The sequence below is a fragment of the Mesorhizobium sp. M0514 genome (genome assembly GCF_040321145.1).
Taxonomy (GTDB): Bacteria; Pseudomonadota; Alphaproteobacteria; order Rhizobiales; family Rhizobiaceae; genus Mesorhizobium.
Window position 1 is genome coordinate 25,463 of sequence record NZ_JAMYQZ010000050.1, and the last position, 20,909, is coordinate 46,371.

Here is a 20,909-nt window from a genome sequence, read left to right on the forward strand (position 1 = left end):
GAGGATCGGATGGCAGTCAGGGTCCGGTTGAAGCCGCTCACGGGGCGGTATGCGGTTTCGCGCCTCGAAGCAAAAGACAGCATTCCCGGCTGGGCCGAAGGACCGGGCTTCGTCAGCATTACCAGGACCGACGACGAGCTTTCGGTTGTCTGCCTGCAGGATCGGGTGCCGGACGGGGAAAGCGAACTCGGCATTTTTCTGGTATCCACCTTCGATGGTGACCATCTGCTCGTCAAAGCCAAGGATGAAGCCGCGGCAAGGGGGCTTCTGGTCGCGGCGGGGCACACGCTTCTGTAGCCGTAGGCTCAATCGCCCGCCCTTGCGTTTGACATCGCTCTTGCCCCATCGTTATCCCCGATACGACGATCTGGCGATCGCCCCCATCAATTCAGAAATCCCCCGAGGAGAAGCCCGTGTCACACAATCTGCAGTTCTATATCGACGGCGTGTGGGTCGATCCTGTCGTGCCCAGCACACTCGACGTCATCGACCCGTCAAACGAAGATGCTTTCGCGCAGATTTCGCTCGGCTCAAAGGCCGATGTCGACAAGGCGGTTGCGGCCGCCAAGCGCGCCTTCGAGACATTCGGCTTCACTTCGGTCGAGGAGCGCCTCGATATCCTCAACCGCATAATCGAGGTCTACAAGAAGCGCAGCGCCGATCTGGCGCTGGCCGTATCGCGCGAGATGGGCGCGCCGCGCCAGATGGCACTCGACAGCCAGGTCGGCATTGGCCTGGCACATCTGCGGAAGATGGCCGAGGTGCTGAAGTCGTTCGAATTCCGCCACGTCAAGGGCTCGTCGCTGATCGTCAAGGAGCCGATCGGGGTCGTCGGCCTGATCACGCCGTGGAACTGGCCGCTGAACCAGATCACCTGCAAGGTCGGCCCCGCCCTTGCCGCCGGCTGCACCATGGTTCTGAAGCCCTCGGAAATCGCCCCGCTCGACGCCATCATCTTTGCCGAAATCATCGACGAGGCAGGCGTTCCCAAGGGCGTCTTCAACCTCGTCAACGGCGACGGCCCGGGCGTCGGCCAGGCGCTGTCCAGCCATCCCGATGTCGACATGATGTCGTTCACCGGGTCGACCCGCGCCGGCATCCTGGTCGCCAAGGCGGCCGCCGACACGGTCAAGCGCGTGCATCAGGAACTCGGCGGCAAGTCGGCCAACATCCTGTTTCCCGATGTCGATCTCGAAAAGGCCGTCAGCAAGGGCGTCGCCGGCTGCTTCAGCAACTCGGGCCAGTCCTGCAACGCGCCGACCCGCATGTTCGTGCCGCGCGACCGCCATGACGAGGCGACCGGCTACGCCAAGACGGCGGCCGAAAAATTGACCGTCGGCCCGGCCGATGCGGCCGGCACCAAGCTCGGCCCGGTGGTCAGCCAGATCCAGTTCGACAAGATCCAGGACCTGATCCAGGCCGGCATAGATGAAGGCGCCACGCTGGTCGCGGGTGGACCGGGGCGTCCGGCCGAGCTCAACCGCGGCTACTATGTCCGCCCCACCGTGTTCGCCGACGTCACATCAGACATGCGCATCGCGCGCGAGGAAATCTTCGGGCCGGTGCTGGCGATCATGCCTTACGACACAGTGGAAGAGGCGATCGGCACCGCCAACGACACTGTCTATGGGCTGGCGTCCTACATCCAGGCCAAGGATATCGAGAAGGCCCGCGAAGTCGCCGCCCGCATGCGCACCGGCACTGTCTACATCAACTATCCGCAATGGGACGCCGGCCTGCCATTCGGCGGCTACAAGCAATCCGGCAACGGCCGCGAATACGCCGAATACGGGCTGGAGGATTTCCTCGAGATCAAGGGCATCGCGGGGTATAAGGCAGCGGAGTAGGGGCTACCCCTTGGGGACCGGCAACCAGCCGGTCCCGAGGCTTCAGCTCTCAAAGGTGCGGCTTCACTCTTCCCGGAAAGCTTTCTGGATCTGATCCGACAGCGGCTTCACCAGATAGGAAAGCATCGTCCGGTCGCCCGTCGGGAAGAACACTTCGGCCGGCATGCCTGGCGCCAGCGCCAGCCCGCGCAGCTTGGCGACCTCGGTTTTGGGCAGCGTCACCCGCGCCACATAGAAGGCTGCTCCGGTGCGCTCTTCGATGGTGAGATCCGCCGAGATCCGCGACAGCGTCCCGGTCAGCTCCGGCGTGGTTTGCCGATTGAAGGCCGACAGGCGCAAAATCGCATTCTGGCCCATCGTCACCTGGTCGATATCCTGCGGTGCGATATGCGCTTCAACGGTCAGGTCGTCCGTCACCGGTACGATCTGCATCACCTGTTCGCCGGGGGTGATCACCCCGCCGATCGTATGCACGGCCAACTGCAGCACCACGCCATCCTGCGGGCTGCGCAGATCGATGCGCTTCAACTGGTCCTCGGCCGCCACCTTGCGTTCGACGAACTCGGAGATCTTCCCTTGGGTTTCGCGTAAGTCGGTTGCGACCTCGCTGCGAAGGTCCTGGTCGATCTGGATAATCTGCAGTTCGATCTCGGACGCCTTGCCTTTCACCTGGGCAATTCCGGCGGTCAACTGGCCATGCTCGCCTTCGAGCCGCACCGCGTCCCGTTCCAGCGCCGTCATCCGCTCGATCCCTATCAGCTTGCGACGCCAGAGCGACCGCACCCCTTCCAGCTCGATCCCTATCAGCTCGATCTCGCGGCGTTTCGCCTGCCGCTGCTCGGTCAGGCCGGCGGTCTCCTGCGTCAACTGGGCGATCCGTTCGCGCAATTGAGATCGCTGGCCGGATCGCGCCTGGTGCCGGAAATCGAACAGCGATTGTTCTCCGGCCATCGATGCGGCGACACCGGCTTCGTCGCGCCGCGATGTTAAAACGTCCGGAAAGCTGATCGTGTCCTTGCCGTCACGCTCCGCCTCCAGGCGCGCCAACCGTGCATAAAACTCATCCAGACCTTTTGAGACGATCGCCAGATTGGCGCGCGTTGTCGTCTCGTCCAGCCGCACCAGAATATCGCCCGCCTTGACCCGGTCGCCTTCACGCACCCTGATCTCGCCGACCACGCCGCCCGTCGGATGCTGAACCTTCTTTACATTGGAATCGACCACCAGCCGGCCAGCTGCGATCACCGCACCCGACATCTTGGTCACTGCCGCCAGGCCGCCAACACCTCCGACAAGCAGCAGACAGGTAGCAACGCCAGCCACGAGATAGCGGCGGACCTGCCGGTGATGCAAAGCGCTTCTGTCCTCGCTCATGCCGGAACGCCTCGCTCCGTGGCGGCAACGACCTTGAGCGGCGCTGCCGATCGGAAGACCTTGTTCAGCACCTCGTCCTTCGGACCGAAGGCCTGCACATGGCCATTGGCCATCACCAGCACCGTATCGACATTGGCCAGCACACTGGACCGGTGCGCGACGACGATAACGATGCCGCCGCGGTCCCTGATGCCCTGGATCGCTGCGGACAAGGCCACTTCACCCTCCGAGTCGAGATTGGAATTCGGCTCGTCCAGGATGACCATGAACGGATCGCCATAGAGAGAGCGGGCAAGGGCGACACGCTGCCGTTGCCCCGCCGACAGCGAGGCGCCGGCTTCGCCAACCTTCGTGTCGTAACCGTCGGCCAGATGCACGACGAGATCATGCACGCCGGCGGCCTTGGCTGCCGCAAGCACCATGTCGGATGACGCATCCGGGTCGAAGCGGGCGATGTTCTGCGCAATCGTGCCGTCGAACAACTGCACATCCTGCGGCAGGTAGCCGATATGTTTGCCCAACTCGTCGGCCGGCCACTGGTCAAGCGTCGCTCCGTCCAGCCGCACGGCGCCGCGCGCCGGCAGCCAGACACCTGCAAGCGTACGCACCAGCGATGATTTGCCGGAAGCACTCGGGCCGATGACCCCCAGGCCTGCTCCCTTGGCCAGTGAAAAACTTGCATCCCACACCACCGGCGTGCGTTCGCCCGGCGGCGCGACACTGACATTCTCGACCGCCAGCGCGCTGACAGGCGCGGGCAGGGTCACGCCGGTTGCGCCTTCCGGCAGCGCGGACAGAAGCTGCTTCAGGCGTGCCCAGCTTTGCCGCGCCGAAATGAAAACCCTTCCAATGCGCTATCGCCAGTTCGATCGGAGCCAGCGCCCTGCCCATCATGATCGAGCTTGCGATCATGATGCCGCCGGTCGCCTCTTGCTTGATGACCAGATAAGCGCCGATCGCCAGCATTGCCGATTGCAGCATCAACCGCAGGATCTTGGAAATCGTGCCAAGCGTTCCCGCGACATCGCTGGCCGCCGCATGGGCGTTCAGGTACTCGGCATTGACGGCAGACCACCGCTCGGCGATACGCCCGCCAAAACCCATGGCCTGCATGGCTTCGGCATTGCGCCTTGTCGCCTCGGCCAACGTGCTGCGAACGGCCGCGTGCTGTCCGGCGATCCTTGTCGGGCCGCGGGTCCGGAATTCGGCCAGAAGCGTCAGTGCAAACAGGACAACGGCGCCGGCAAGCGCGGTAACGCCGATCCAGAAATGAAAAATGAAACAGATGCCGATGTAGAGCGGCATCCATGGCAGGTCGAACAAAGCGGTCGGTCCGGCACTGCCGATAAAGGAGCGGACCTGATCGAGATCCCGTAGGGGTTGCAGCCCGTCGCCGGAAGGCTTGGCGCGCAGCGGCAGGCGCATCAGCGCCGAATAGACCGACGGGCTCAGCTTTGCGTCCAGCCCCTGTCCCAGCCGAACCATGAGGCGAGAGCGGATCAACTCCAGCACGCCCTGAAACACGAACAATGTTCCCGCAAGCACCGCCAGGCCGACCAGCGTCGGCACGCTGCGACCCGGAACGACGCGGTCATAGACTTGCAGCATGAAGAACGAGCCGGTCAGGGTCAGCACGTTGACGACCCCGCTCATCAGGACGATGCCCGAAAACGCACGTCGAAAGGACGCCAGGATTCCGACCAGCGTAAGCGGCGTCGATGGCGTCAGCTGCATGCAGGCTCGCAATCAGGATATGGCATCTCGCCCTTCAATAGATAACTGCCTTGAGTGTGACATGGACGGGCAGGCCGGCCTGGAACTGCGCGCTGCCCCGCGCCACCAGCCGGCCGTCCGCACGCTCCAGGCGCGCAATGACCTGCAGCGTTGGTGAAGCGGTCGAGCTTGCGGGCAGGGGCAAGGAAAATTCTATCGTCTTTGAGCCGCCCTCGCTCTTGAGGCTGGTTTTGGCGGCGCGGCGTCGCCCACTGTCGTGGATGGCGGGATCATCGAGATAGATCTCGAGATGACCTTCCGGGATAGACTTGCCGCCCACAAAGGTGACGGCGCCGCGAATATCGGTTGCGCGAATATCTGGCGATTGCGCTGCCGCCGCCCCGGTGGCCGCGGCGACTGCCGCAACTCCGGCGGCCATTAACACTGTGCGGCGGTCGGTCATCGCGTCCTCTCCCTTTTCACTGCGCTGGGGTATGCGGGAGGAGAGCCTGACGGCACCCCTCCCGGCAACGCGTTAGATGACAATGAAGTCTGCAGCCGAAAGATCCAGATTTGTGTTCAGGTGTGCAAACTGAACGGCCGCTCCCTGTCCGGAACCATCGGCGTCGTAAGACAATATTCCACTGTCGGTGTCGTAGATGATGCGGTCGTCGGCATCATGAGCAGCGCCGGCTGCGCTCTTGTAGAATGAGCCCAGGGCGAGGGCGCCGTCGCCGCCAACGCTGGCAAAGATGAGGTTGTCCAGCAGGATCGTATCGTCGGCGACCTTGAAGTCCTTGATCCAGTCGATATTGCCGTTCCCGAGTTCTGTCGAGAAGCGGAAATAGTCGTCGCCGGCGCCGCCGGTCAGCGTATCGGCAGCCAGCCCGCCATCCAAAAGGTCGCTGCCGCCGCCGCCGTTGAGCGTATCGGCGCCCGTAACGCCCGGCTGAGCTGGTGCCGGCGGGAATTCGACCGACACGTTCAGCTTGTAAGTCGAGCCCTCCGGCACGGATTCGACCCAGCCATCGCCAGGAGCCGAGTCCGACCATTCGCCCTCCACAATATAGTAGGTTCCGGTTTCCTGAACGATGAAGCTGGTGCTCGAATCGCGGCCGTTGTTGGAGCCGGGGTCGTTGCCGCCATCGTCGTTCTGGGCGACGATATTGCCATCGCTGTCCAGCACCCTGACGATGCTGTCATGGACATTGGGGTCGGCAATGCCATCGATGTCGATGGTGATGATCGTGCCGGCCGCCAGGTTGATGCTGTAATATCCGCCCAAGCCGTTTCCGGTGGCATTGACGGTGGTGTGAAGGGTGGTCGTCGAATCGAAGATGTCGGGGTCGGCGGTCAGCGAGAAGTTGTTCGAGATGTCGAAGGCGGTCGAGACCGAATTGTTGGTCGCGTCCGGTCCGAGCGTGGCGTAGCCGGTGCCCATGCCCGGGCGTGGCGGAGCATCGCCCTGATAGGCGAAATCGCCGAGCAGGGTGTCATCGCCGCCGCCGCCGTCGATCTTGTCGGCGCCGCCCTGGCCGGTCAGCACATTGGCCGCGCCATCGCCGGTCAGGTGATCGTTGAAGCCCGAGCCAGCCAGATTTTCGATCGAGATATAGGTGTCGCCGCCGGATTTGCCGCCACCCAGTTTGAGGTTTTGCCCGCTGGCCGCGTCGGCGTAGTCCGCCGTGTCGCTGCCGGCGCCGCCATTCAATATATCGGCGCCGCCACCGCCGGTCAGCGTGTCGTTGCCGGCGCCGCCGGAAAGTTTGTTGGCCTGGGCGTTGCCGATGAGATGGTCGTCGAAGAACGACCCGACGGCGTTTTCGAAGCCGACCAGGATGTCGTGCCGGATAACGGTGCCGCGCCCGACGATCTGCACCGGGCCATCGCCGTCGCCGCCATTGGCCGTGCCATTGGCGAGGTCGATCGTCACGCCGGCGGAACTGCCTTCGTAGACGACCGTATCGATGCCGGCGCCGCCATCCAGATAGTCCTGGCCGGCGCCGCCGATGATCGTGTCGTTGCCGGCTTCACCGTACAGGATGTCGCCGTCATTGCCGCCATCCAGTATGTCGTTGCCGCCGCCGCCGTTGAAATAGTCGCCGCCGCCCCGGCCCCAGAAATGATTTGCCGCCGACGTACCGATGAAACGGTCGATGCGGTCATCGGAGCCGATCAGGTTTTCGATGCTGTAGAAGGTGTCGCCGGTGGCGGTGCCGCCATTGGCAACGTTCGTCTCGAGGTTGACGAGCAGTTGGAAGGGGCTCTCCTTGCTGAAGTCTACCGTGTCGACGCCGGCGCCGCCCCTGAATATATCGACGCCATCTTGGCCGCTCAGCGTATCGTCGCCGTCGCCGCCGTCGAGGATGTCGTTGCCCTGGCCGCCGAGGATCGTATCGTTGCCGCGGCCGCCATAGAGCGTGTCATTGCCGTCGTCGCTCTCGGTCTGGTCTGGAAGGTCGGCGACATCGATGGTGTTGTTGATGTCGCGGCTGGCGAGCGAGTCGCGGGCGCCGATGATGAGATCATCGCCGCCCTGACCGAAGATCGTGTCGTCGCCGGCGCCGCCGTCGAGCGTATTGTTGCCATTGTCGCCGAAGATGACGCTGGTCATCGTGTTGTCGCCGATGGTCGGTGCGGTTTCGGTGCCGCCGTCTCCAGGCTGGAGTGTCGACTCGTCGGCGTAGATGATGTGTTCGACGTTGGCGATTTTCCGGATATTCAAGTTCCGGTTCAGCAGAACGACCGTGTCATTCCCGCCATTCGCTTCCTCGCGCACGATGTCGTCGAGAGAATCGACGAAGTAGGTGTCGTCGCCGCCATTGCCGGCCATGCGGTCGCCGCCGCCGCGGCCATCCAGCACGTTGGCTCCGTCATTGCCGATCAGGACGTCGTCATAGCTGCTGCCGATGCCGTTCTCGATGTAATAGTCCGTGCCGTCGGCGTTGTGCCCGGCAAAGATCGACACATTGTTGCTATGGCCGTTGACGCTGGAGAACTGCCCGGCGCGCAGATCGAGGATCGTGCCGGCCGTCGAGCCGGAGAAGTCGATCGTGTCGGTTCCTCCGGTGTCATGGATGACAAAACCGATATCGTGCTGCATGCCCGAGGAGGTCAGCCGGTAGCCGTCCACGGCACTGCCGAAGCCGTAGACGTTGTCGCCCGTGTTGAGATCGATATGCTGATAGGTGCGCACGCCGTTCTCGTCGACGGTGGAGAAAAAGCGGCGGATGACAGCCTCGATGTCGGCCATCATCGGCGTTGACGCCGACCAGCGGCTGGTTTCACCGACATCGATCCCGTCGAAATAGGACATGACGCTGTATTGCTGACGGTCGTAGGTCCAGGTCGCATTGTTCAGGTAATTGATCTGTACGCCGCCTGGGCCGCTGTAATTGTAGAGCCCGGGGTGGTTCAGCCCGAACTCATGACCGAATTCATGGATGAAGGAATCGAAGACATAGCCGCCAATATCCGTCTTGTTGACCTCGGTGTCGTGGAAACGCTGGCCGATGCTGACATAGCGGTCGTTGGAATAGGCGCTGCCGTCGTCCTCTTCGCCCAGTTCGGGGCTGACAACCTGCATCCAGTCCGTTGCGCTGTTGTATGGTGCATTGTCGACGATTTCGAACTTCAACGGGGTGACACTGGCCCACATCTGCAAGGCGCCGATCGCGGCGGCCTTGTATTCGGGATGGTCATTGAGCTCGGAGACATTGATCCTCAGCGTTCCCGCCGCGATCGCCGGCGTTATCGACCGGTCCAGCGCTCCAAGATAGGTGAGGAAGGCTCCGTAATCTTCGCTTTTGCCGTACGGGTTGTCCGGCGTCTGGTCGTTGACCCACCATTGATCGCTGGTTTGGCTTGGGTTCGGCATCCTTGGGCTCCTTGGTCTCGCAGCCGTGGCAATTACGGCTGTACGGTTTAGCAGTTGCCAACCACCGACAAGCATCCTCTGCGCTTGCCGGTCGAGCCCCGTCCCAGTGCCAACAATGCTATTGGAATTTTCACTTGTCTAGCGTCAGTTCGCGCTCAGTACATATGAAGGTTCTTGGGCGCGCTTGTACCGGCGATTTGAGATCCTGGTTTGGTGTTAATTGAGCTATCGCTAATCTATGGTCGTACCTCGCCCGTAGGCACGAGGGGCTGAATGCACAGGCGTGCTTCAGGATCCCGTTCGGCGCGCGAAATGCTCATATGTCACGCGCCAGGGGTCGCTCTCCGCTCGTCTCTCCTCGCCGATCCAGTGAAAGCTGGCGGCGGTGATCTCGGTGAACCGCCACCGCGCCTGCAGGCCGCGCGAGTCGGCGCCCATCTGGACGATGTCCTTGCCTTCGGCCCGCCCGATCTGGCGCGAGTAATCCTGGTTGGGCGGATCGCTCCAGATGATATGCCAGCCACCGATCCCGGGATCGAAGACGCGCAAGGTCGTGCCATACATGGTGGACGGGGCAGGGCGCCTGGGCCTGATCCAGATGTCCTGAATGGCGCGGCCTTCGAGCACCCAACCAAAGTGACACTCGCCATCCCATTTCTGAATTGTGCCGTCGTTGCGGTGGTGGAGCGTCTCCATGTCCCAACTGCCAATCAACCATCCATACAGGTCCATGTCTTTCGCCCGGTCGGCTGGGGGACCTTCGGATGCGAGAGCGGCGAGAAACGTCGTCATGATTGTCTCCAGGGCAAGCCACGCCGAAACGCTGGGCGTTCCAACCATCGCAGCGTTGCGGGTTGGGGGTCTTGGGAAAAATTGCGGAATGCTGCTGTGAAGGCAGCCGCCCTTCCGCGTTCGCGCCATACCAAATCTATGCGTTAATGCTAATGTAGCGTCGGCGGGTACCCCAATGCCCGCCTGGCCGGCGCCTCCTCAGGCAATCTCTTGATGAGCGGCGCCGGCCGCTGACTTCGGCGGCGACCAAGTTCCTGCCGGGGAAATATCAGGCCTGGCGGGAGGGTTACCGCTGGGCGGTTTTGGCCGGCATTTGGATATCGGTATGTATCCCCAGAACGTCCGCTGCCCAATCGCGCAGTTCCGGAGAAGCATCGCCCGATTTCATGATCATTGGAACCCAATCAATTCTCGGGCGGCGCTTCATCTTCCCAGCCGGCCAGCTCCGGCAGGTCGTCAAGCCAACTCTTCTCCGTCGCCGAAGCTTCGCCGGCCTGCGGTACCGCCTCTGTGGCGTTTTGCATGAGCGAGTCCATCCACTTGCGATAGGCAGGCGGGGCCAATTCCGGCGGCAGCACCTTAGCCTTGGCCAGCATGCGTTTGCGGAAACTGAGTTGCCGGCGCAGTTTCGTCGTCGTGAATTTTATCGCCTTGCCCTGATATTGCACCGTCCAGCGCCCATCGCCGTGGCTGGTCAGCCTGTCGATGGCAAAACCGGCATCGACCGGCCTGTCGCGCCAGGGAAGCTCGATGGCATTCCGCCTGAGATCGAGTGCCCATCGCCGGTAATCGGCCCCGGCACGCTGCGGCGGCAGAACGCCGGCCTGTTCGAGGATTTTCCTGCGAAAGGTAGGCTGCTTCTTGATCTGGCCGGTTGTCAGCTCGATGCGATGCCCCCGGAACTCGACATGCCAGCGGATTCTCCCGTTGCCGACATATTTTGCCAGCCTGTCGATGGCGAACTCGTCATCGGACAACTCCACGCATCCCTGGCGGATGCGTTCGAGGATGTACTGGCTGTCAGTGGGCATGACGTGCCTTGGCTGGGGAACCTGGATTCGAACCAGGACTAACGGAGTCAGAGTGTTTCCGCCCGGGTTGTTTCAATTGGTTTTTTGCGGCCCATGTCGCAGTCATGTCGCGCCTACCGCGATCATAAGCTGATTCTGCGCCGCCGAAAGCGCTTGAGCATCGTCGGTACTGGGGAACAGATGCGAATAGACATCTGCAGTCATAGCGATCGATCCATGGCCCAATCTTTCCTGCACCGTCTTCATGGGTAATTCCAGGCCGCCATCGACGCGACGATTTATCAGCCAGCTTGCATACCAATGCCGGATGCTATGCAAACCAGGATATTTCGCCACCATGATCGCGGCGCCGTCACTATCGCGCTTCCCAGAATCGATTCTAACCCCCGCCGCAACCTGGGCAGGCCAAAGACCGCGCTTAATAATATTGGCGTGCCATTCGATGTTGCCTTCGCCGTTCGGGAACACGAGGTTGAGGTCACCCTTTGGGCAAGCCAGTTTCCATTCCCTCAACACATTCACTGCCATCGGGGGCAGGGGGATTGTGCGCTGACCAGCCTCTGTCTTTGTCGCGCCGATGGAATGGAATTTGTCGGCTCGCTGATGGACGTGCAGCAACGCCTTGGCAAGATCGACATGATCCCACCTGAGGCCGCGAAGCTCGGAAGCGCGAAGCCCCGTGAAGATAGCGGTGACGAGCAACGGTTTGTAGCGCCCGGTGACGTGTTCGAGGATTGCCCTGATCTCCGGATTTGTCGGAATGTCCTTGCCGACACGGAGCTTTACCTTCTGGCGGCGCTCAACCTTTCTAGCCTTGCCATTCAGACGACGCTTCGAGGCGTCATAAACGGCATTGCCAATAATGTGGCCACGGCCCTGGGCATCGGCGATCAGGCCGCCAAGGCTGACTACGATGCGTTTGATCATAGCGGCTGACCTGCCAGCCTCACGAAGCCGATCCTGGAAATTTCGGACAAATGGAACGGTGATCCGCGTCAACTTCTCTGTGCCGATCATCGGGGCGATATGGATTCGATAATGCTGCTCATATTGTTGAATTGTGCTTCGTTCCAGCCCGGCTTCATCGCAGGCTTTCAGCCAGTTCTTGCCGGCCTCGGCAACGGTTACCGTCTGGGCATCAGGAACATGAATGCCAGCGGCTATTTCAACCGCCGACACCGCTGCGAAGGAGTCGGCTGCCTTTTTGGTACGGAAGGTTTTCAGTCTGCGGACTCCGGCGGCGTCGCTGTATCGAACGACCCAGGCCGCCTTCTCCTCGCCCTTCGGCGTTGTCCAATTGCGTTTATTTACCGACATTGCCCTTGTCCTCCTGTGCTTTGTTTCGATGCCGTAGCGCAGCCTGACGGCAACTCTCGCGGCAAAATCTCGAGGTGTTCCGGCGGCCTGTGGCGGTGCCGGTCAAGAAGCCGTTGGAGCACCGTTCGCAGCGCTGAAAATTGGCGCCCACTTCGAAGGCGTAGAGAACTTCCAGACACATAAACTCAAATGGCGTTGTGACCTTAACGGCCAATTCTGGATTGCCCGTCCTGGGCGAAAAATGGATGTCAGATTCAATCGTGAAGCGCTCTCGGATGAGCAGGGCGGTTTCGAGCTTAGCGGCTGGGGGATGGGAGCATGCAGCGAGATAGCGGTTCAGGTCCTTGGTATTACTTATCAGCTGCCAAACCTCAGCTTTATCTTTTTCCCAGGGGAAGCCGTGATGGTTGATGAAGGTGCGAAAATCTTGAAAGTTCCGACAATTCGCCATAGCCACCGAGATCGGATTTTCTAGGTTGGTGAGCGTGAAGGAGAGAGGCCGAACCTCGTCGGTCAGAGGCGTAAAACGGCGTTGATCATCGGCCGGAGAGTCCCAATCTATTGGGCCGGCCGGGACAACGACATCGCGGAGGGGGTGATGCCATTTCAATGTTACTGGGATCATGGATAACCTGTCTGGCTAATTTATAAATTATCCCATGACATAAAATTAGACGTTTCGCAACCATTCTAATCCGTTACCATCGGCTGCAATCTGTTTCACGATTGCGAGTTGCCAATGAAAGCGAAATCCAAAGATTCCGGCGATATCCTGTGGGGTTGTCGCGACATCGCTTCGGCGATTAACAGGACACCTGCCCAGACCTTTCACATGCTGGTGAAAAAGCAGATTCCGGCGTCCAAGGTCGGGGCGATCTGGGTAGCGAGCCGCCGCCGCTTGCTTGCCCATTTGGCAGGTGAGGTGGTCAAGTGATGGACCTTTATCATTTCACGGCCGGCGAATATCTGCGCGGTATTGCAGCGCATGGCTTAACTGTGGGCGACGTCCCAACCGATCTTTGGAGAGGCTCCGGCCTCGTTGGTGTTTGGCTAACCTCGTCGAAAGTCGAAAGTGGTCATGGCCTCGCAGGCTCAGCGTTGGACAAGGCACGTTTTCGGCTCAAAGTTAACGTGCCGGAAGCGGACCTTCACAAGTGGCGGGGGTGGGCTGCAACTAACGTCACCCAGGAAACGGTAGACGCCCTGCGACGTGTCAATGGATCCAGTGACCGAACCTGGTTCATCTACTTCGGGTGCGTCGCACCCGATCGCATTGTTGAAGTCGTCGATCTGGCCACTAGCAACGTCGTCTCGAACTGGCAGAATATTTGGCCTATCGAGATCAGCAGGCCCGGCCTCCGCTTCGAAGACCGCTTCATATGGCATGAGCGACTACTTGAGAACGTTAGGAGCAGGGTGAAATGATGAGGAGCCTAAGTGGTCGACAGTTGATGGCCGAGGTCATCACCATCCCTACAAAGCGGGCGCCCTCGTCAAGGCCGGCGCCTGCCGGGCCGGCTGAGATCATCGATCTGAGCCGGCTCGCCACAATCAAGCGAGATGGAATTCCGGCCGTGGCTAAAACACTGGCCAGGCAGCCTTCCGCTGATTTTGACAGAGAACTCGCAAAGACGTTGGGAGAATTTCGCACGGGCGTGGTTCGCCGCCATGGCCTTTCCGGGACGCAACTGGATGGCGTCACGAAAGCCGTCGCAGCTTCGTTGCGCCGGCAGGTCCAAAATTTCAGAAAGGGCGCGAAATGGGAACGCTAGGGGGCAACTTGGTTGCCGACGACGACAAGGCCAAACTGGCCGACTTGCAGGGCAAGAAAAAAGAACTTGTCAAACTCAAATATGTGCCGATCGTCTGGGATGACGAGCCGAAAAAACGTGGTGCGCAACTCAAGGAGTTTATCCGGGAAGGGGTCAGGATCTGTGCAAGGGACCTCATTGCATTGCGTGGCGTAGGCCTGATAACGGCGTTCTTTAATCTCAAAAATCAATTCCTTGGTTGGACAGCCGACGAGTTGGCTACTTGGTGCGGCATGAAGCCAAGGTCGATCGAAGAAAGTTTTGGGCGCCTTTACAAACTAGGCTTGGCCTATCCGGACCATCTGATGACCCGCAACCCGCAGGGGAAATTGATCACTGTAATGCATCGTGTACGTGCGTCGTTTCCTACCGATTACGAAGGGCCAAGACTGATTGTTTCTCAACGGGCGAAGCCGCCTCTCCAGTCCGCAGCGGGTCTGGTCAGCGAAAACGTGGAGAGCGTAGCAGGGGCACGCGCGCCGCGTTCTTCAGTAACAGACCCGCTGCGGGATAAAAGGGTAAAAGGAAAGGCACCAAAAGAAAGCTATGAAAAGAAACGACAGGCAAGCACTTCTGCCGATCTCCTTTCGGATGAGACAAGGCAGCTTGTTGAATCTCACCCGATAACAGATGACGCGATCGATGAGGTCATATCTAATCCCGAATGCGAACCTCAAGACGACCGACACGCACTTTACTATCTCCGAAAGGGCTTGGCGAAAAAGGCCGGTGTTGAAAAAGGCTCGAAGGAATGGGGCGCGTTCTGCGCCGCGGTTGACGAGGTTCGCCGTAAGCATGTTGAAGAGGTTGAGGCGCAACGAGACGTAGAGCCGATAAGCGTTGCCGAGATTGCGGCACGTGTCGAAGCTAGGTTTGAAGAACCCAGGTTTGACTTCATACGCCAGGCGCCTTTTTTCGATGAGGCACAGTTGTGTGTTCACGTATCTGCTGAAATCAAGGCGGTTTGGACGGGTGTTTGCTGGAAGTGGGAAGACGCCAACCCCCACGCGAGGAGAAGGCCATACGGCTTCGAAGATCTCAAAGGCGATGATCTGGAGACGGCAAAGCGGCTGACTGAAATAGTCCTAGCCAAAAACCTGCATCATATAATCAAGGCATAAGGCGCGGATTGAACGGCGCCGTAACGCGTGACTGGCGATCGCTGAACCGACGCACTACCTACGAGGGGTAACGAGAAAGGAGCGGGTAATCCAAAGCGGGGACGAGTGAAATGACGTGCATTGAAAGAAAGAACAGGTATCTCGACCGGAAATCGAAAGGGCTCGCGGTCCTCGATGTGGAGGTCGATCTCACGGAGCTCACAGACAGCCTGGTAGAGGCCGGATACCTGGCAGAATGGGACTCACACGATCGCTCGAAAATAGAGCAAGCCTTGAGTCGTGCTCTCGTAGACCTGACCAAGGTCACGCGTTCCAAGTTGCGGAAACTGGTTGAGGTATAGTGCGCCTTCCACCCCATCGGAGGCCTCACCAGATGCGCGCACTTACAAAGCTCACTTCCAGCAATAGCGATCAGCTCGACACCATCATTGCCTTGGCAAAGGTCTTTGCCAAGGCGGATAGCAATGTGACCTCGGTCTTGGCCGAGGACGGGCTACTCGCCGACATCGCGGATGTGATCGAGGCCTTGGTCGCACGGGAAACCAAGACGCTGGCAAATCGCCTCACGTTGCTTGAAGTCGCAGCGGGACCGCAGAGGAGCGTGAAGCCGGCAGGCGTTAAGCCTCGCACCGCCAAGGTGAAGCTATGACCCCGTCCCAGGCAGTCGAGTTCGCCACAGCCGCGTTGGCCAAGGTTCGCGATAAAGTTCTTGTCGACTACGAAGCCACCCTCAAAAAGCAGGACATCAACGAACGCGAAATCAGCGTACGTCTCGCCACCTATCGACGGCAGATGGAGATCTGGTTCCAGCGCTCGATTGACGGGGTAAAGAGGCGTTACCCAGTCCATTGAAAAAACCTGTCGTTGGCCTGGGCGTCTGCCCTTCCTCTCAGGCCACTGGTCGCCGCGCTGTGACGCCAGCGCGGCGGCGCCTCTGAAGGGGTGGGGGCATTAAAATGTGGACATCAGGCAACGCACGCCGACCGCACGCCCGCCCACGCGCGCAATTATTCTGGCAGCGTTCGAACATTTGCTCGATGCATCGGCCCGATTTCTGCAATTGTTTTACGGATTGGTGCCTGACACGAGTTCTCAGTCTTGGAGCCAATGTCTGCTATGATCAAAAATGTGAAAAATATGAGGGCTTTGCCTTTCCCCAAGGCCCTTTCGAGGGCAGAAAAGAAAGCGTTCCAAGAAGGGTTCCGGGCGTATTTCGGCAACGGGGCAGGCGTTTCACAGGCCCAAATCGACGGTTTGATAGATCTGACACGGGCGAAAGCGCGGCTGGCAGCGCTGCAGTCGATGCTGGATGCGGAACTCCGAGATATGAAAAAGAGTGGTGCGACTTTCAGCATCGATTTGCTTGCCCTGATTAGGCAGACCGACTCGACATCTCGCCTTGCCGTGAAGCTCGCTGACCGGCTAAAGGCCTCGCCAATGGTGAGCAAGGCCTCATAGCTCACCGCCGCCAAAGTTATCTTACTCCCACACGGCCACGCTATGAGCTTCGATGAACACACATTTTCGGTACGAGGTCCTGCTCGATTCAGAGCGCTGGGGCCGGTGAAAAAGGTGTACTGAGTAGTCAATGAGTATATATCCGCACCCTAGGGATCGGACCTGATTTGCCGCCCAGGAAATCTCCCACCTCAACGCCAGCCCATTTTGTATTCGCAATCGTAAAGCGCGAAGTTGATTGTGGTTGTTGCCTTTGATCGAGGCCAGGATGGCGATTGTTCACAGCCTATGGTCCAACCGATCAGCAGAGCGAAGACGCGCGATTTGCACTGCCAAGGGCCTATCATCCAGCCATGTCGGCGTCATAGCCTGGAGCCGTGATACAGACCCGGCGCTTGGTGATTACGGGGAGCCGACGACGCTCTCCGTGGGTGGCGACGTACCGGACATGGAGTAAAAGTCCCTTGACCATATCCTCCCCGGGGGGATACGGGTGGCGGCATGTCAGATAGCTTACACACTTCGCACCCCGCCATCGTGAAGCGCCTCAAGCGCGCTCAAGGGCATCTCTCAGCCGTACTATCCATGTTTGAGGCGCGTCGACCCTGTGTCGACCTAGCCCAGCAACTCCACGCGGTCGAGAGCGCCATCAGTGGCGCAAAGCGCGAGCTGATCCACGATCACATCGAGCATTGTCTGACCGATACGGCTGAACCCGGTAGCGCCCATGACAGCCTCGCCGAACTCAAGCAACTGGCCAAATACCTATGAACGGAATCGGCGCGCGTATTCTCGATTGGTTCGGCTTCGGATCTCATGACCATAGCGGGCATGGCCACGGTCACGACCATTCCTCGCATGGCCATACCCACGGCGTCATTGACGCGACCATCGCCACAACTGATCGCGGAATTTGGGCGATCAAGTGGTCGTGCGTCATACTCGCGGTCACGGCCCTTTTGCAGATTGGCGTCGTGGTGCTGTCAGGCAGCGTGGCGCTGCTCGCAGATACAATCCACAACGTTGGTGATGCCACTACGGCTGTACCGCTCTGGATCGCGTTCATACTGGCACGCCGGAAGCCCACCAAGACGTTCACCTACGGCCTTGGCCGGGTTGAAGACCTCGCAGGGATCATGATTGTTCTGATCATCCTCTTCAGCGCGATTGTCGCCGGGTATCGGGCCATCGACCGGCTAATCCATCCTCAAGCTGTGACGCACCTTGGCTGGCTGGCAGCGGCCGGTATCGTCGGCTTTCTTGGCAACGAGGCTGTGGCGGTGTTCCGCATAAGGGTGGGCCGCGAGATCAACAGTACGGCGCTGATCGCGGACGGGTTCCATGCGCGCACGGACGGGCTGACGAGCCTTGCCGTTGTAGTCGGCGCGCTTGGTGTCTGGCTGGGCTTTCCGCTCGCCGACCCGATCATAGGGCTGTTGATCACGGTGGCAATCTTGGGAATTGTCTGGCAGTCGGCCCGCTCCGTCCTCACCCGTATGCTCGACGGCATTGAGCCCGGCGTGATCGAGGAAATCCATCATGCGGCCGCCCACGTTCCGGGAGCCGAGATCGTGGAGGCGAAAGCACGATGGATAGGCCACAAACTCCACGCTGATGTGGCGATTAACGTTGACCGGTCCCTCCCGCTTTCGGCGGCAAGTAGGATCGCCGAAACCCTGGAAAGAGAAATGTTGGAACACATGCCAGCCCTCGCTGCGGCAAACATTCGCTTCTCGTCAGAAGTTGTTGGTCTCAGCCACCCACATCCGCACGACCCTGGTCACGACCACGACCATGGAGATGGGATGCCTCCCACAGACGCCGATTAGCGTGTCAGTTTGGAAGACAAGAAGCCCGTCGCAGCTAATAAGCGTAGGCGACGGACTTCCTGAGATTGGAGCGGCTACACCCTTCGGATCGACCACTTGCACTGCAAACGTGTAACTCTGGCAACGGTTCCATACAATTTTATCGGCTTCAGACTTCAAACTGAGGCACTTCCCACAGGCACCAAGGATCGTGTCGACAATGCCGTTTCTGGTACACTGAGCCGATGCTTCATTCGCTCGTCGAGTATCAGCGAACGATTTATCTGGCCTTGGCCGACCAGATAAAGCTGCTCCAGACGGGAGGCGACTGGCTGGCGTTCACGGCCTTCCTGCCAATGGGCGTCGTGTTCGGGGCAGCCCACGCCTTGACGCCGGGACACAGCAAAGCCGTCCTTGCTACCTACCTTGCCGGATCAGATGCGTCGGTGTCTCGCGGCCTATTGGTGTCGCTCACGCTGTCGTTCACGCACATCACTATTGCTGTCTTGATTGCGGTTCTCTCCTTGCCCCTTGTCTCCACCACGCTCGGCAGCGTTGGCCGCGCCCCTCTTCTCGAAGACATCAGCCGTGGCCTACTCGGCCTTATAGGCCTCTGGATGTTATGGCGCGCAGTTCGCCACGGCCATCACCACCATCATGAAGGTGAGGTTGTGGGTGTAATGGCCGGACTGATCCCATGCCCATTGACCCTCTTCGTCATGACCTTCGCCATATCTCGCGGCGTACCCGGAGCGGGCATCCTCTTCGCCATCACAATGATGGTCGGTGTCACGCTGACCCTGTCCTGTGTCGCGATCCTTTCGATCTTGTTTCGGCAACGGCTGATGCACTTCTTAGACAATCGTCCCCGTGTGTTCGAGGTAATCTCGCGTGGGGTTGAGGGACTAGCTGGGCTGCTGCTCGCGGGCGTAGCGGTGTGGCAAATCGCTTCCTGAAGGCCCGTTTTGCCCCCTCAGTCAGCAAGGCGCGTCGAGCCTCAATACCCCCTCTTCCTTGGCAGCAGCTCGGAAACGCCTGACGAACCTCCTGAGGTGTCGCTTGGTCAGCTAGGCAGGCCCTACATACGCGCACCGCGAGGTTCCATTTAGGCCCACGCTTGTTCCACTGAAGGAGAGTTTGGAGGCACCCTCGACGTGACTGACGCCCAACGTGATGCCGATCTGCTCGGTCCTGACGTAGACCGTTGGGGAGAACCAATGGAGCGCCATAACCGTCTATGCGGCGGACCGGCTTCTGACACAAGCCGCGACTGCATTAGTCACATCCCCGTCCCCGGCGGGCTTTGATACCCACGTTCCGTTTTGAAAGATCGGATCGTAGTAGCTGCCATCGAACGCGCTTCCCGAATGAACAACAAACGGGATATTCCGCTCGTGAAGGAGCCTGGCTACGGCCTCGCAGTTTCCATCATTCAGCTCGACATCAAGGACGGCTACATCGGGGGAGTTTGATTGCAGCCACTCAAGAGCCTCGGAGCAAGATGACAGGACTGCCAAGACATTGAAGCCGGCATCACACAATGACTGTTCGACATCGAGCGCAATAAGCGCCTCATCTTCCAAAACGACAACCGACAACACCGATTGGGTGCCCATCGTCATTACCCTCATGAAGGGCGGGAGGTTGAAGACCCTTCCCAGTCGCCAGCGCCCACAACCTCAGCCAGCGACGGTTCGGAACTCAACGTCCACCATTGTACGTTGTCAAGAGCTTTTTTCAGGGAGACCCAGCGATGATTTCTCGTACATCCGGTAGGTTGTGACGCGGAATTCTGTGCCTATCTGCCGTTGCGCTTCCCATCAATCTCGTCAAGCAGTGATTGATGTTTCTTGGGCAGCTCAGTCTCGACAGGCAGCTTCAGCAACTCGCGAAGGTGACGGCGGATCGTCTCTGACGTAATCCACTTGCGAATGAGGCGCGAGATAGCCCGTCGCTGTTCGTTGTTTAGCTCTCTCACGGTCAGCCTACCAGTGACGCAAACCGAACGTGCAGGCGTCCCAGTTGGTTCCCTAGCCCGAGGCGCTAAGTGCCATCAGGCGAAACCCTCCTGGGAACCTCCCGTGGGACAGCCTCTGCTTCAGGTCGTTGGCATTCAGGATGTCCGCCAGCTCCTTGGCGTACTCCATATCAGGAAGGTCGACAGATGGGTGGCCCGCTAAAATAGCCGGCAGCCCGGTGAACACGTCGAACACCGTCCATGTCCCAGCCGGTTCCCGCCTTACGCCGTACCGCAGAGTTGCCATGAGGGGATGCTAATGGAAGTCGGGAATAGATGGTACGAAAATCCGAGCGGGCGATCGGACAACAGGCACGCCTTTCCGGAAACTTTTTGCCGCTGCGGCGGGTTCGGTCGGGCCTGACCAGAATGGCCGACCTCGGACCGCCCATTTCCGGCAAGCCACATGACCCTGACTGGGCGAAGAGCATCTCTATGCGCGCCCCATCTGCGCGCAACAGGGAGACCGTCCCGAGTTCCGCCAAGTGATGTGGCAGGAGCTACCGGAGCACCAGCCGCTGGAATTCGACGCCTAAGAGCGCAGCACAACCCAACTGGGCATCGCTATCGAACCAGCGTTTGCGCGCGGCCACTTCTAGGCGCAAGGTGCCTAGATGAGTTCTATCGAACGGAAGCTGGCCGAATTGAACGACATTCAGCAGGACTTGACTGAACAGGCTACAATCCTGCGCTATCGCTGCGAGTGTTCGCGCCAAGACGCGAGAGAGCTATGCGAAGAGCTC

General features: G+C 59.9%; 21 protein-coding genes and 2 pseudogenes. 13 read left to right on the forward strand and 10 right to left on the reverse strand.

Translation table 11 applies throughout. From position 1 onward, the window contains the following. The first annotated feature begins 9 nt into the window (after window positions 1–9). Both NKI61_RS20340 and NKI61_RS20345 read left to right on the forward strand, forming a co-directional pair. Window positions 10–297, forward strand: coding sequence for an ACT domain-containing protein (locus NKI61_RS20340; RefSeq protein WP_352840473.1), 288 nt, complete (start codon window positions 10–12; stop codon window positions 295–297). Between the two features lie 116 nt (window positions 298–413). Next, the gene (locus NKI61_RS20345; protein WP_023705799.1) at window positions 414–1,847 is read left to right on the forward strand and encodes an aldehyde dehydrogenase family protein; all 1,434 of its coding nucleotides are present in this window, start codon (window positions 414–416) and stop codon (window positions 1,845–1,847) included. Between the two features lie 63 nt (window positions 1,848–1,910). Here the strand turns inward: NKI61_RS20345 and NKI61_RS20350 are convergent, their stop codons facing one another. The 8 genes and pseudogenes from NKI61_RS20350 to NKI61_RS20385 all read right to left on the reverse strand — a co-directional run bounded on the left by NKI61_RS20350 (window position 1,911) and on the right by NKI61_RS20385 (window position 12,576). Further along, window positions 1,911–3,221: an HlyD family type I secretion periplasmic adaptor subunit gene (locus NKI61_RS20350; RefSeq protein ID WP_023705800.1), complete on the reverse strand. Its 1,311-nt coding sequence runs from the start codon at window positions 3,219–3,221 to the stop codon at window positions 1,911–1,913. Next, window positions 3,218–4,955 (reverse strand): annotated as a pseudogene (locus tag NKI61_RS20355) (type I secretion system permease/ATPase). The gene NKI61_RS20350 and the pseudogene NKI61_RS20355 overlap by 4 nt, the downstream one beginning before the upstream one ends. 34 nt (window positions 4,956–4,989) lie before the next feature. Beyond that, a complete protein-coding gene (locus NKI61_RS20360; protein WP_352840475.1) occupies window positions 4,990–5,397 on the reverse strand; it encodes a hypothetical protein in 408 nt (135 codons plus the stop codon). Window positions 5,398–5,469: 72 nt separating this feature from the next. Further along, window positions 5,470–8,811 carry a M10 family metallopeptidase C-terminal domain-containing protein gene (locus NKI61_RS20365; protein ID WP_352840478.1) on the reverse strand — a complete coding sequence of 1,114 codons (3,342 nt, stop codon included), beginning with the start codon at window positions 8,809–8,811 and terminating at the stop codon, window positions 5,470–5,472. Window positions 8,812–9,099: 288 nt separating this feature from the next. Beyond that, window positions 9,100–9,603, reverse strand: coding sequence for a hypothetical protein (locus NKI61_RS20370; protein WP_023705804.1), 504 nt, complete (start codon window positions 9,601–9,603; stop codon window positions 9,100–9,102). A 404-nt stretch (window positions 9,604–10,007) separates the two neighbouring features. Next, window positions 10,008–10,634 carry a hypothetical protein gene (locus NKI61_RS20375; RefSeq protein WP_031196890.1) on the reverse strand — a complete coding sequence of 209 codons (627 nt, stop codon included), beginning with the start codon at window positions 10,632–10,634 and terminating at the stop codon, window positions 10,008–10,010. A gap of 102 nt (window positions 10,635–10,736) precedes the next feature. After that, window positions 10,737–11,951: a tyrosine-type recombinase/integrase gene (locus NKI61_RS20380; RefSeq protein WP_352840481.1), complete on the reverse strand. Its 1,215-nt coding sequence runs from the start codon at window positions 11,949–11,951 to the stop codon at window positions 10,737–10,739. Beyond that, window positions 11,938–12,576 carry a hypothetical protein gene (locus NKI61_RS20385; protein WP_352840484.1) on the reverse strand — a complete coding sequence of 213 codons (639 nt, stop codon included), beginning with the start codon at window positions 12,574–12,576 and terminating at the stop codon, window positions 11,938–11,940. The genes NKI61_RS20380 and NKI61_RS20385 overlap by 14 nt, the downstream gene beginning before the upstream one ends. A 114-nt stretch (window positions 12,577–12,690) precedes the next feature. Between NKI61_RS20385 and NKI61_RS20390 the strand changes: the two genes are divergently transcribed. From NKI61_RS20390 to NKI61_RS20435, 11 genes and pseudogenes are all read left to right on the forward strand, one after another. Next, the gene (locus NKI61_RS20390) at window positions 12,691–12,885 is read left to right on the forward strand and encodes a DNA-binding protein (protein WP_352840487.1); all 195 of its coding nucleotides are present in this window, start codon (window positions 12,691–12,693) and stop codon (window positions 12,883–12,885) included. Next, the gene (locus tag NKI61_RS20395) at window positions 12,885–13,376 is read left to right on the forward strand and encodes a hypothetical protein (protein WP_352840490.1); all 492 of its coding nucleotides are present in this window, start codon (window positions 12,885–12,887) and stop codon (window positions 13,374–13,376) included. The genes NKI61_RS20390 and NKI61_RS20395 overlap by 1 nt, the downstream gene beginning before the upstream one ends. 26 nt (window positions 13,377–13,402) lie before the next feature. Beyond that, entirely contained in the window at window positions 13,403–13,723 is a 321-nt protein-coding gene (locus tag NKI61_RS20400) for a hypothetical protein (protein ID WP_352840494.1), read from the forward strand. An 8-nt stretch (window positions 13,724–13,731) separates the two neighbouring features. Further along, window positions 13,732–14,883: a hypothetical protein gene (locus NKI61_RS20405; RefSeq protein WP_352840495.1), complete on the forward strand. Its 1,152-nt coding sequence runs from the start codon at window positions 13,732–13,734 to the stop codon at window positions 14,881–14,883. A 373-nt stretch (window positions 14,884–15,256) separates the two neighbouring features. After that, a complete protein-coding gene (locus NKI61_RS20410; RefSeq protein WP_352840497.1) occupies window positions 15,257–15,532 on the forward strand; it encodes a hypothetical protein in 276 nt (91 codons plus the stop codon). Then, complete coding sequence (locus tag NKI61_RS20415) at window positions 15,529–15,735, forward strand: hypothetical protein (protein WP_352840499.1); 207 nt, start codon at window positions 15,529–15,531, stop codon at window positions 15,733–15,735. Before NKI61_RS20410 ends, NKI61_RS20415 begins: the two co-directional genes overlap by 4 nt. 264 nt (window positions 15,736–15,999) lie before the next feature. Further along, entirely contained in the window at window positions 16,000–16,341 is a 342-nt protein-coding gene (locus NKI61_RS20420; RefSeq protein WP_352840502.1) for a hypothetical protein, read from the forward strand. A gap of 234 nt (window positions 16,342–16,575) precedes the next feature. Then, window positions 16,576–16,798: pseudogene (locus NKI61_RS32940) on the forward strand (hypothetical protein). 44 nt (window positions 16,799–16,842) lie between these two features. Then, on the forward strand, window positions 16,843–17,112 hold the full coding sequence (locus tag NKI61_RS20425) for a metal-sensing transcriptional repressor (protein ID WP_352840503.1): 270 nt from the start codon (window positions 16,843–16,845) through the stop codon (window positions 17,110–17,112). Beyond that, window positions 17,109–18,170: a cation diffusion facilitator family transporter gene (locus NKI61_RS20430; RefSeq protein WP_502899908.1), complete on the forward strand. Its 1,062-nt coding sequence runs from the start codon at window positions 17,109–17,111 to the stop codon at window positions 18,168–18,170. The genes NKI61_RS20425 and NKI61_RS20430 overlap by 4 nt, the downstream gene beginning before the upstream one ends. A gap of 224 nt (window positions 18,171–18,394) precedes the next feature. Continuing rightward, a complete protein-coding gene (locus tag NKI61_RS20435; protein ID WP_352840506.1) occupies window positions 18,395–19,105 on the forward strand; it encodes a HoxN/HupN/NixA family nickel/cobalt transporter in 711 nt (236 codons plus the stop codon). Between the two features lie 279 nt (window positions 19,106–19,384). Here NKI61_RS20435 and NKI61_RS20440 read toward each other — a convergent pair whose 3' ends face one another. Continuing rightward, window positions 19,385–19,765, reverse strand: a complete 381-nt coding sequence (locus tag NKI61_RS20440) for a response regulator (protein ID WP_352840508.1) — start codon at window positions 19,763–19,765, stop codon at window positions 19,385–19,387. 414 nt (window positions 19,766–20,179) lie between these two features. Then, window positions 20,180–20,362: a hypothetical protein gene (locus NKI61_RS20445; protein ID WP_352840511.1), complete on the reverse strand. Its 183-nt coding sequence runs from the start codon at window positions 20,360–20,362 to the stop codon at window positions 20,180–20,182. Window positions 20,363–20,909 lie beyond the last annotated feature (547 nt).

Bases quoted from the DNA above. Each gene is read 5' to 3' on its own strand.
- NKI61_RS20340 (WP_352840473.1), top strand. From the start codon at position 10: ATGGCAGTCAGGGTCCGGTTGAAGCCGCTCACGGGGCGGTATGCGGTT.
- NKI61_RS20350 (WP_023705800.1), bottom strand. From the start codon at position 3,221: ATGAGCGAGGACAGAAGCGCTTTGCATCACCGGCAGGTCCGCCGCTAT.
- NKI61_RS20360 (WP_352840475.1), bottom strand. From the start codon at position 5,397: ATGACCGACCGCCGCACAGTGTTAATGGCCGCCGGAGTTGCGGCAGTC.
- NKI61_RS20365 (WP_352840478.1), bottom strand. From the start codon at position 8,811: ATGCCGAACCCAAGCCAAACCAGCGATCAATGGTGGGTCAACGACCAG.
- NKI61_RS20370 (WP_023705804.1), bottom strand. From the start codon at position 9,603: ATGACGACGTTTCTCGCCGCTCTCGCATCCGAAGGTCCCCCAGCCGAC.
- NKI61_RS20375 (WP_031196890.1), bottom strand. From the start codon at position 10,634: ATGCCCACTGACAGCCAGTACATCCTCGAACGCATCCGCCAGGGATGC.
- NKI61_RS20380 (WP_352840481.1), bottom strand. From the start codon at position 11,951: ATGTCGGTAAATAAACGCAATTGGACAACGCCGAAGGGCGAGGAGAAG.
- NKI61_RS20385 (WP_352840484.1), bottom strand. From the start codon at position 12,576: ATGATCCCAGTAACATTGAAATGGCATCACCCCCTCCGCGATGTCGTT.
- NKI61_RS20390 (WP_352840487.1), top strand. From the start codon at position 12,691: ATGAAAGCGAAATCCAAAGATTCCGGCGATATCCTGTGGGGTTGTCGC.
- NKI61_RS20395 (WP_352840490.1), top strand. From the start codon at position 12,885: ATGGACCTTTATCATTTCACGGCCGGCGAATATCTGCGCGGTATTGCA.
- NKI61_RS20400 (WP_352840494.1), top strand. From the start codon at position 13,403: ATGGCCGAGGTCATCACCATCCCTACAAAGCGGGCGCCCTCGTCAAGG.
- NKI61_RS20410 (WP_352840497.1), top strand. From the start codon at position 15,257: ATGCGCGCACTTACAAAGCTCACTTCCAGCAATAGCGATCAGCTCGAC.
- NKI61_RS20415 (WP_352840499.1), top strand. From the start codon at position 15,529: ATGACCCCGTCCCAGGCAGTCGAGTTCGCCACAGCCGCGTTGGCCAAG.
- NKI61_RS20420 (WP_352840502.1), top strand. From the start codon at position 16,000: ATGATCAAAAATGTGAAAAATATGAGGGCTTTGCCTTTCCCCAAGGCC.
- NKI61_RS20425 (WP_352840503.1), top strand. From the start codon at position 16,843: ATGTCAGATAGCTTACACACTTCGCACCCCGCCATCGTGAAGCGCCTC.
- NKI61_RS20430 (WP_502899908.1), top strand. From the start codon at position 17,109: ATGAACGGAATCGGCGCGCGTATTCTCGATTGGTTCGGCTTCGGATCT.
- NKI61_RS20435 (WP_352840506.1), top strand. From the start codon at position 18,395: ATGCTTCATTCGCTCGTCGAGTATCAGCGAACGATTTATCTGGCCTTG.
- NKI61_RS20440 (WP_352840508.1), bottom strand. From the start codon at position 19,765: ATGGGCACCCAATCGGTGTTGTCGGTTGTCGTTTTGGAAGATGAGGCG.